Annotated in this window: 1 pseudogene; it reads right to left on the bottom strand. The window is 72.0% G+C overall.

Annotated elements, in window-relative coordinates:
• Positions 1 to 758 (bottom strand): annotated as a pseudogene (locus tag VO99_RS31095) (hypothetical protein); the annotation flags it as partial.

Raw genomic sequence — 758 nt, 5'->3', positions numbered from 1 at the left:
TCGAAGGCCCGGCGGTTGGGCAGGCCGGTCAGCGCATCGGTCTGCGACAGCCGGGCGAAGCCGTCGGCCCGGCGCTCGGCCGCGCGCGAGGCCAGGGTCTCGCGCAGCCGCAGCAGGTACGACAGCCGCGACGAGCGCTCGATGCTGTAGCAGGCCTGCACCGTGAACACCGCGGTGCCGCTCATCAGCGCCATGGCGAAGATGCGCGCCTGCACCGGCAGCCGGTCGTCCGGTGCGATGTACAGCGCGGCCAGCGCCAGGCAGGCCACCGAGGTGCCCACCGCCGCCCGGAAACGCAGCGGCAGCGAGATGTTGCCGGCGAGGAAGATCAGGCTGAAGGCGAACGGGTCGTACAGCCGCGCCTGCGACTGCGTCTCGTCGAGGATCACGCAGGAGCAGCCCATGACCACCACGATGGCCATGGACAGCAGCCGCTCGCGCCAGGCCGCGCCCACCCACTGCCGGTGGATGGCGGTGAGCACGCCCGCGCCGAACACCAGCGCGACCGAACGCCACAGCACCGCCTGCCGGAAGATCTCCTGGCGGATGTGCAGGTCGTTGAGCAGGAAGCTGGCATAGATCAGCAGGCCGATGGTGCCGGCCAGCACCAGCGCGCGGCGGCGCTGCGGGCCTTCGTCCTGCTCGAAGCGCTGCTCCACGAGGGCCGGGAACGCCATGCGCAGCCGCCGCGGGCGGGCCAGCTCCATCTGCACCGCGGCCTGCAGCGCGCTGTCGTCGGCTTCGTCGCGTGTCATGTC

The organism is Aquincola tertiaricarbonis (assembly GCF_000969605.1).
Taxonomy (GTDB): domain Bacteria; phylum Pseudomonadota; class Gammaproteobacteria; order Burkholderiales; family Burkholderiaceae_C; genus Aquincola; species Aquincola tertiaricarbonis.
The sequence above is the reverse complement of the archived record's forward strand: the minus strand, read 5'-3'. Positions and strand labels throughout refer to the sequence as shown.